Annotated in this window: 3 tRNA genes and 1 other RNA gene; all 4 read left to right on the top strand. The window is 51.0% G+C overall.

The features are described 5' to 3' along the window. The first annotated feature begins 78 nt into the window (after positions 1-78). The 4 genes from H9644_RS21435 to H9644_RS21420 all read left to right on the top strand — a co-directional run bounded on the left by H9644_RS21435 (position 79) and on the right by H9644_RS21420 (position 641). Positions 79-154, top strand: a tRNA-Lys gene (locus tag H9644_RS21435). Between the two features lie 146 nt (positions 155-300). After that, a tRNA-Lys gene (locus H9644_RS21430) sits at positions 301-376 on the top strand. A gap of 33 nt (positions 377-409) precedes the next feature. After that, a tRNA-Lys gene (locus tag H9644_RS21425) sits at positions 410-485 on the top strand. 33 nt (positions 486-518) lie between these two features. Continuing rightward, positions 519-641, top strand: a non-coding RNA gene (locus H9644_RS21420) — RtT sRNA. Positions 642-645: the final 4 nt, after the last annotated feature.

Below are 645 nucleotides of genomic sequence, written 5' to 3'. Positions count from 1 at the left end.
GTGATTAGCTCAGCTGGGAGAGCACCTCCCTTACAAGGAGGGGGTCGGCGGTTCGATCCCGTCATCACCCACCACTTCGGGTCGTTAGCTCAGTTGGTAGAGCAGTTGACTTTTAATCAATTGGTCGCAGGTTCGAATCCTGCACGACCCACCAATTTTAACATCTAACTCGGATGTTAAACGTGAAGGATAACATTGCGCCAGCAAAGGCCCGTAGGGCGAGCGAAGCGAGTCATCCTGCACGACCCACCAATTTTAATAATTGGCACCGAGTAAAAATCTTTCAGGTAACACCTATAAGGGTCGTTAGCTCAGTTGGTAGAGCAGTTGACTTTTAATCAATTGGTCGCAGGTTCGAATCCTGCACGACCCACCATCCTGAATGATTAAAGCAGCATAATCCCGCAAGGGGTCGTTAGCTCAGTTGGTAGAGCAGTTGACTTTTAATCAATTGGTCGCAGGTTCGAATCCTGCACGACCCACCAATGTAAAAAGGCGCCCTAAAGGCGCCTTTTTGCTATCTGCGATATTCAAAGATTCGAACCTGCAGCAGGTTCGAGTTGAGCGCAGCGAAACAACGGAGCCGCTCGCGGCGACGACCCGAAGGGCGAGCGAAGCGAGTCATCCTGCACGACCCACCAATGT

The sequence above is a fragment of the Escherichia whittamii genome, assembly GCF_014836715.1.
Taxonomy (GTDB): domain Bacteria; phylum Pseudomonadota; class Gammaproteobacteria; order Enterobacterales; family Enterobacteriaceae; genus Escherichia; species Escherichia whittamii.
This window is presented reverse-complemented; position numbering and strand designations above follow the sequence as displayed.